The 7,550-nt window shown below is 37.6% G+C and carries 7 protein-coding genes; 5 read left to right on the plus strand and 2 right to left on the minus strand.

Annotation, left to right across the window (positions count from 1 at the left end; genetic code table 11):
• Positions 1-196: 196 nt before the first annotated feature.
• The gene (locus M5A78_RS19650) at positions 197-937 is read right to left on the minus strand and encodes a GntR family transcriptional regulator (RefSeq protein WP_248736971.1); all 741 of its coding nucleotides are present in this window, start codon (positions 935-937) and stop codon (positions 197-199) included.
• 427 nt (positions 938-1,364) lie between these two features.
• Positions 1,365-2,279, minus strand: coding sequence for a 4Fe-4S binding protein (locus M5A78_RS19655; RefSeq protein ID WP_248736972.1), 915 nt, complete (start codon positions 2,277-2,279; stop codon positions 1,365-1,367).
• Positions 2,280-2,664: 385 nt separating this feature from the next.
• Here M5A78_RS19655 and M5A78_RS19660 point away from each other — a divergent pair, with 385 nt between their 5' ends.
• From M5A78_RS19660 to M5A78_RS19680, 5 genes are all read left to right on the plus strand, one after another.
• Entirely contained in the window at positions 2,665-3,276 is a 612-nt protein-coding gene (locus M5A78_RS19660) for a molecular chaperone TorD family protein (RefSeq protein ID WP_248736973.1), read from the plus strand.
• 94 nt (positions 3,277-3,370) lie between these two features.
• Entirely contained in the window at positions 3,371-5,566 is a 2,196-nt protein-coding gene (locus M5A78_RS19665) for a molybdopterin-containing oxidoreductase family protein (protein ID WP_248736974.1), read from the plus strand.
• Positions 5,566-6,102: a 4Fe-4S dicluster domain-containing protein gene (locus M5A78_RS19670; protein ID WP_248736975.1), complete on the plus strand. Its 537-nt coding sequence runs from the start codon at positions 5,566-5,568 to the stop codon at positions 6,100-6,102. The genes M5A78_RS19665 and M5A78_RS19670 overlap by 1 nt, the downstream gene beginning before the upstream one ends.
• A gap of 5 nt (positions 6,103-6,107) precedes the next feature.
• Positions 6,108-7,004, plus strand: coding sequence for an NrfD/PsrC family molybdoenzyme membrane anchor subunit (gene nrfD, locus M5A78_RS19675; RefSeq protein WP_248736976.1), 897 nt, complete (start codon positions 6,108-6,110; stop codon positions 7,002-7,004).
• A gap of 308 nt (positions 7,005-7,312) precedes the next feature.
• A partial coding sequence (locus M5A78_RS19680) for a hypothetical protein (protein ID WP_248736977.1) occupies positions 7,313-7,550 on the plus strand: 238 nt, incomplete at its 3' end.

The raw sequence follows: 7,550 nt of genomic DNA on the forward strand, positions 1-7,550 counted from the left end.
TGAAAAGAATATCATACCTTTTCTTTGCTCACAACCTATTTTTTTTTGAAAATTTGTCTATTTTGTAACAAAAAAGCGGTGTATTTCGTATGAAATACACCGCTTCCCAAATAAAATTAGAGGTTTATCCCGTATTAACGGGCAATAAGCCTAAGTTGATGGAAATTTTCGAGAAATAATGCGCTTCCCTATTCCATTATTTACATGTTTTGATTTTGATTTGACTAAATTCTGTTGGTATATAGTATTTATTATAAACCACAGGGTATTTATCGCTGATATATACACTTTCTAAAAACAAATCACATTCCTCTCTACAGAAAATTTGGTATTTTAATGACGGAGTATTGACAGAATTAGAACGTTTAATTTCAATGGTAGAGGAATTAGCCAGTTCATATACTTTCTCCTCCAACATTTCCAATACTTGCTTCTCGTTATGTAAGTCAAGATTTAATTTGGAAACGGCTTCTATTGGCATCATGGTAAAAGCATAAGCTACTATCTTATCGTGATTTTTATACCAGCGTTCCAACGCAACAACTGCAGCCATTTGTCGATTTAATACTTGCATTGCATAGTCCGTTACTAGGTCAATTCGGAAATTAAGTTCGATATCATCTATTTTTTTCGTACAGCATTTATATAAGGGATTTCCCAACTTCTCTAAGCCATCGATACTTTCATTATGATGAAATTTTGTAATGAAATTTCCTTTTCCATGGATATTCTTAACCAATCCATCTTCCTGTAAAAGTGCCAAAGCATGTCTCAATGTCATTCTGCTCACACCAAATATTTTGGCCAATTCGGGTTCTGTTGGAAGCTGGCTGTCGGTAGGAAATGTTCCATCCATGATTAATTTATACAATTGGTCATACACAATGACGAATAGCGGTTTTTTCGGTTTAGTGAGCTCATGAAGTTTATTGTTCATTTTCTTATACCCCTATAGTTTTTCAAATTCAAGACTATAAATTCCGTTTCTTCTCTTTTTATAGTAGAATATTATCTTTGTTCTATTGTAACTTACTTTTCTATGGAAATTAATACGCTTTCAAAAATTCATTATAATTTGCACTAGGTATATTTGTCACTCAAACTAAAGAAGAAAGATATTACGGACTCTACAAAATTATGAAAAGAACATTATTGAAGATATTAAATGAATTGTTTTTCCACAGATAAAGTGAACCTTCCATGATCATTAAGAAAAAAGCTTCCATGTACTAAAATCAGTATGTGGAAGCTTTTTTTATCAAGTTATCTAAGTTTAAAGAAATAATTTCTTGCTTCCTCACTCAAATGTATTGGTTTAAACATTCCTAAACCTGAGATATCTAACGTATTGCTATTGATAATTTTTATAAAAAATTCAAGATATTGTTTTTTTTACTGCTTTGACAACTTTTACATATTTCCACGTCCGTCCAACTAAGAAAATCACCGCCGCAGGTTTCACATTTGCAATGAACAATAGAGAAGGTTTCAATCTTAGATGTTTGGACATTCGACTCCACCTTTATCGCATCATTTCGACACACATCAAAACAGAGTAAACAGTCTAAGCATTTCTCACTATCGATGTTAAGGTTATTTCCTTTGATTGAAAATACTTGCCCAGGACATAACCGAAAACAGGTTTCACAAAGTGTACAAGACTCAGTATTTAGAACAATCGTAAAAAAAGACCAGCCTTCAAACAAGTTTGACCGTCTGAATTTATCCTGATTAAAGTGCCATTTAGCTGGTGCAATGGTAGTTAGTGCAAGCTTTTTGCTTTCAAATGTAAGCTTACTAAACAAACCTCGTCTTGTAAGTGTTATAGTATCACGAACAGCAGGATCTGGTGCTGGAACTGATACGAATGGGTCCATGTTCATTCTCATTAAGAGAGCGTTTGTTTCGTCAATGATCCCTGTCATTTTAGTGTCAGGCATGGTAACAGAAATCTTTCGAATTCCACATTTATATAAGTGGAGTAGCTCTGTTTCTGTCGGAAGCGGTCCACCATCTAGAATTAATACACCATTTAGGGTATTCCTTATCGGTGATTGCCCCTGTAGTGACTGAACAGGGCAAGTGGTAATACAGCGACCACACCCGTTACAAACGTTGTGGTCGACTATCGGACTTCCATTTTTATATGTTATAGCCTGTACCTCACAGCTATCTTGGCAAATAGTACATGTACTGAATGGACTAATTTTTCGAAGGCATTTTTCCGTAGCACTTAGTTCATAGCTAAGACTTTCTAGCCAGTGTGTCAATAATGACATCTCGTCACCCTCTAACATTTCTTTAAATAAAGATAAATAACCAACGCCACCGATTACGGACATAGGCTCAAGTTAGGTACTTCCACGTATTATTTAATTTTAACCCTAAAGTCCTATTAATTCTCTGAAGTTACGAGCATGTCCAAATAAGTGTAACAAATTGTCCATATTTTACAGTGGAGGAAAATGAGTAAGAGGTTAGCAATCGTGCTGTATTATTGAGATTTTTAGTGAATTTGTCACTGAGTGAATGATTTTCTCGAAAAAAATAATAGGTGAAATCCCTCATAAGAATTGAAACAAAATCCACAGATTGTATATTGTCTCACAAAGTTATATTTCCTATAGTAAAAATAGAATCACTGATTCAAAAAGGAGTGGAATTTTGGGCACAATACTAGATCAAAAGCAGTCAGCTTCTAGGATTTTTTCTATACTTGCTGACCTCTACAAGTTTCCGGAATCCGACATCTGGGAAGATTTCTCTTGCCATCAACTTTTAGATGAGCTTAGGGGGTATGCATCTGAATGGTATGAATCGAACAGTTTAGTAGAAATTACAGATCTCCCTACGGGATTAAAACAAATGCAACAAATATACGCGGAGAGCCTTGGTGGACCTGCACTACCTGTAGAGTCGATTTATAAGGAATGGACCACAGATCGTACGTGCAACCTGCCATTTGCAAGGAGTAAAGGATACCTTCTTGGAGATTCTGCCCTCCATATTCGTTTTATCTTAGAAGAATTTGAAATCGAAATTCCTGAAAATTATAGGAATATGCCCGATCATCTTGCGATACTGCTCGAATTATTAGCATTTTTTCTTTTAAATGCGAAAGCAGAATTGATTAAACAGTTCCTGGCTGATCATTTTGACTGGCTGGACGAATTTGCTCTTAGACTTGAGGAATTGGAGGGAAATCAATTTTACCTTCAGGTAACTCGATTTCTTCAGCAAATGCTAAATAAGCTTACTTCTATATACAGATATTGAACACAATATTTTTACGATTAGGAATCCGGTCAAGAATTAAAGCTTGAGCTTTTTCTAAACAGATTTATTAAAACATAAAGGAGGATATGCGAATATGCTTGATTCAAAAATATCAAGGCGGGGCTTTATTAAGGCATCTGCTGCAACAACTGTATTAGTATCAGCCGGAACAGCAAGCTTTCAAAATTGGTCTAGTAAGTATGTGAAAGCAAGCGGAAAAACAGAAATTAAAGAAATAGCAAGTACTTGCAATGGCTGTTCAAGTAAATGCGGGATCATTGGTCACATAAAAAATGGCCGTCTCTGGAAATTAACAGGACACCCCGACCATCCTTCTTCAAAAGGAAAATTATGTGCTAGAGGCCATGGTTATGCAACTCTTGTTTATTCAAAGGAGCGTTTGACACAACCACTTAAGAGAGTCGGTGAAGGAAAATTCGAACCAATTTCCTGGGATCAGGCATATAAGGAAATTGCAGATAAACTAAATACAATCATTAAGGAAAATGGACCTGGAGTTGTATCATTAACAGAAGATCCAAGGGCCACAGGAAAGTTTTACTCACCAAGATTTATTCAAGCTCTTGGCTCACCCAACTACTATACCCACCATGTAGTTTGTTCCAATTCACGTGATGCTGGCTTCTTTCACACTTTAGGTGTTACGGCAACAAGCGCAGATATCGGCTCTTCAAAATATATAATGTTTATTGGAAGAAGCTACGGAGACGCAATCCGGCCAAGCTCAGTACAGTCACTTGCTGATGCAAAAGAAAAAGGGGCAAAAATTGTCATTGTAGACCCAAGACTAAACAACACCGGGAACTTTGCAAATGAATGGCTGGCAATACGCCCTGGTACTGACCTTGCGCTTGTTCTGGCTATGTCACATGTATTAATCAAACAAAATCTTTACGATACTGAATTTATCAAAAATTATTCCATTGGTTTTGAAGAATACGCAAAGGAACTTGAAAATTATACCCCAGAATGGGCTGAAAAATTAACTGGCATTAGCGCTGATACGATTACTAGAATAGCCACTGATATGGGGAAAGCAAAGCCAAAAGCATTAATTGAACAGTCTTGGCGGGGCGCCTTTGGCTGTAACTATGAAAATAGCACTGAAACTGGCCGTGCGGTTGCCTTATTTAATGCGATGCTTGGAAACATACAACAACAGGGAGGCAGTATTATTGGAGCAAAATCGCATTTAGGTGCGCTTGATCCTGCTAAATATCCTAGCCCTAAAAAACCTGAACTCAAAAAGGCGGGACAAGAGGAGTTCCCACTTGCCTATGAAGAACAAGGTGTAGCAACGATTGTGGCCAAAAATGCTATGGAAGGCAAGATGAAAGCTGCTATTTTTCACCATGCCAATCCAGCGCTTGGTTATGGAAATCCAAAATACATGAAAAAGGCTTTTTCTAAGATGGATCTTATTGTCACAATCGATGTTCAGATGTCTGAAACGGCATTACTTTCACATTATATCCTTCCTGATGTGACTTATATTGAACGTGATGAAGCGATTGAGAGTTTATCTGGCAAGACACCAGGAATAGCCTTAAGACAGCAGATGGTTGAAAAAGTCCATCCAGAAACAAAACCAATCCACCAAATCTATTCAGAGCTTGCAAAAGCTTGTGGATTTAGTCAATATTTCAACTTTAGCCTTGATGAATTGAATGAAGCAATGCTTGCTCCAACTGGAATTACCTATCAGCAATTGAGACAAAAAGGAACGATTATGTTTCCAGATATGACGGTTGAGCTTGGGAAAATGCCTGAGCTAAAAACACCATCTAAAAAAGTGGAGTTCTCTAGTGAAAAATTTAAGGAGGCAGGCTTCTCACCAATTGTAAAATGGGGTGAACCGAAGGTCAGCCCGAAAGAGGATTCATTCCGTTTGATCACAGGAAAACAGGCGATTCATAGCCATTCACAAACAGCGAATACGCCAATTTTGATGCAAATAACAAAGGATTATGATCTTGAAAGAATTTGGATGAATCCAGTTCGTGCAAAAGACCTTGGAATCAAGGATGGAGATCTAGTTGAGGTAAAGTCAAGCGAGGCAGTTAGTAAAGTCAGAGTAAAAGTGACAGAGAGGATCCATCCTGAAGCCATTTTTGTACCAAGTCATTATGGCATTACATCTCCATATCAGAAGACAGCAGTAGGAGTTGGTTTTGGTTATATGGAACATGTGCCATTTGATTTCGAGGCACGGAGCGGTGCAGGAAATATTCAAGAAGTAATCGTTAAAGTAAGGAAGGTGAAGGGCTGATGGCACGATATGGAATGATGATTGATACTAGAAAATGCGTCGGCTGCTATGCCTGCCGTGTTAGCTGTCAAATGCAAAATGAACTTCCAGTGGAGGTCAGTTTCATTAAATTTCATGAAATAGAAACAGGGGTATTTCCAAATGTAAAAAATGAAATCTTCGCGGTGCAGTGTCAGCACTGTGAGGATGCTCCTTGTGAAAGTGTATGCCCTACAAAAGCGACCTACACAACCGAAGATGGGATTGTCCTGGTTGATCCAGAAAAATGTATTGGTTGTAAATACTGTATGGTTGCTTGTCCATATCAAGCTAGAACACAAGACCATTTGACTGGTGTTGTGGAAAAATGCCGTTTCTGTGTTGATCTAGTAGCAGAAGGTAAACAGCCAGCATGTGTCAGTACATGTATTAGTACTGCAAGAATATTTGGTGATCTGGATGATCCTAATAGTGAAGTATCAAAAGCAATTATTAAATACAATGCGAAGCCATTAAGGCAAGATTTAGGTAAAACGAAAATATATTATGTGAGGTGAGGAGAATGGTTTGGGGAACGACTATAGCAGCCTATTTATTTTTGGCGGGTTTAAGTGCGGGTGCATTTTTAACCTCTTCTTATATATCCCGTAAATACCCGAAAGCTGTTACTGTTAGAATGACAGGAAGATTCATTAGTCCAGTATTAATGGGGATAGGCCTGCTCTTATTAATTGTCGATGCGGAAGCAGGTCTTAAGAACCCACTTAGGTTCATATACTTATTCACCAATTTTAGTTCAGTTATGACAATCGGAACATACTTTATTTCCTTCTTTATGCTCGCAGGCTTTTATGTTGCCTTGATGGAGTTGCTAAAAAAAGATGTGAATAAATGGATCGAGTATATCGGAGTTGTATTTGCAATTGGAACAGCTATGTACACTGGATTTTTAATAGGAGTGATAGGGACAGTTCCACTATGGAACACGGCCATCCTTCCAATTCTCTTTGTAGTCTCTGCCTTATCTACAGGTATTGCAGGAACATTGCTTGTTTCAGGCATCGTGAATAAACAGGTCGTACATCTAGTTACATCGGTGAAAAAAATTCACTTGTCATTGCTGGCAGTTGAAGTGTTTCTCATCTTCACAATGTTTCTAATTACTTCAACATCCAATGAAGCTGCGGCTGAATCTGTTGCATCATTAGTATATGGTGAGTATAGCATGATATTCTGGATTGTTCTTGTTGCGGTGGGTCTATTGTTGCCAATCATAGTTGAATCATTAGAACTTATAAATGACAGGAAGATGTCCCAAACAAATGAAGGTCTCCAAGTAGCCGCTGCTGGTTCACATAGTATTGTCGGGACACTTGTAACAGAAATGTCGGTACTTATTGGAGGCTTTACTCTCCGCTTTCTGATTCTTGCAGCAGCTGTACCTATAGCATTTTTATAGAATCAGATTTTATATCAATCGGCCTTGAGAATTGTCCAGTTCCACAAGGAAGGCATCGTCAGCATTAGCATAGTACAAAGGGAAATCAATAGTTTTTGAGGAGGCGCCATCGGCACCTAGATCACAAGCCAATCGGTCTTGTTCTGGGTGCCGAGTTGGGCGCCTTTTGCTTTAATTATCAAAAAAATGGCGTAAAACCCCTTTCTTCAGAAATGGGGATATAAGCCATGTTTTTTTACTTCCAATTACCAATAGAAACTAGTATAATAAAAATATAGAACAAATGTTCTTGTTGGAAGTGAAAGAAAATGGGACCACACAAAAGGAACATGAAAGAAAAGAAGAAAAAAGAGTCGAAAGGCGATATTGTTATTCGGAAATTTCCGCTCCGTTTAACCGGCGAGGAGAGAAGATTAGTCGATACTCTACGTCAGAAAGCAGCGAATCTATGGAATGACTGCTTAGATCTCCATTGGTGGCTATATGATGTATATAAGATTTGGACAAGTGCATCAGAAAAAAAGAAATGGTACAATGCCACCACCC

The sequence above is a fragment of the Neobacillus rhizosphaerae genome (genome assembly GCF_937468385.1).
GTDB lineage: Bacteria > Bacillota > Bacilli > Bacillales > Cytobacillaceae > Neobacillus > Neobacillus rhizosphaerae.

Excerpts from the sequence above, each read along its gene's own strand:
- M5A78_RS19650 (WP_248736971.1), bottom strand. The coding sequence starts at position 937 with ATGAACAATAAACTTCATGAGCTCACTAAACCGAAAAAACCGCTATTC.
- nrfD (WP_248736976.1), top strand. The coding sequence starts at position 6,108 with ATGGTTTGGGGAACGACTATAGCAGCCTATTTATTTTTGGCGGGTTTA.
- M5A78_RS19670 (WP_248736975.1), top strand. The coding sequence starts at position 5,566 with ATGGCACGATATGGAATGATGATTGATACTAGAAAATGCGTCGGCTGC.
- M5A78_RS19665 (WP_248736974.1), top strand. The coding sequence starts at position 3,371 with ATGCTTGATTCAAAAATATCAAGGCGGGGCTTTATTAAGGCATCTGCT.
- M5A78_RS19655 (WP_248736972.1), bottom strand. The coding sequence starts at position 2,279 with ATGTCATTATTGACACACTGGCTAGAAAGTCTTAGCTATGAACTAAGT.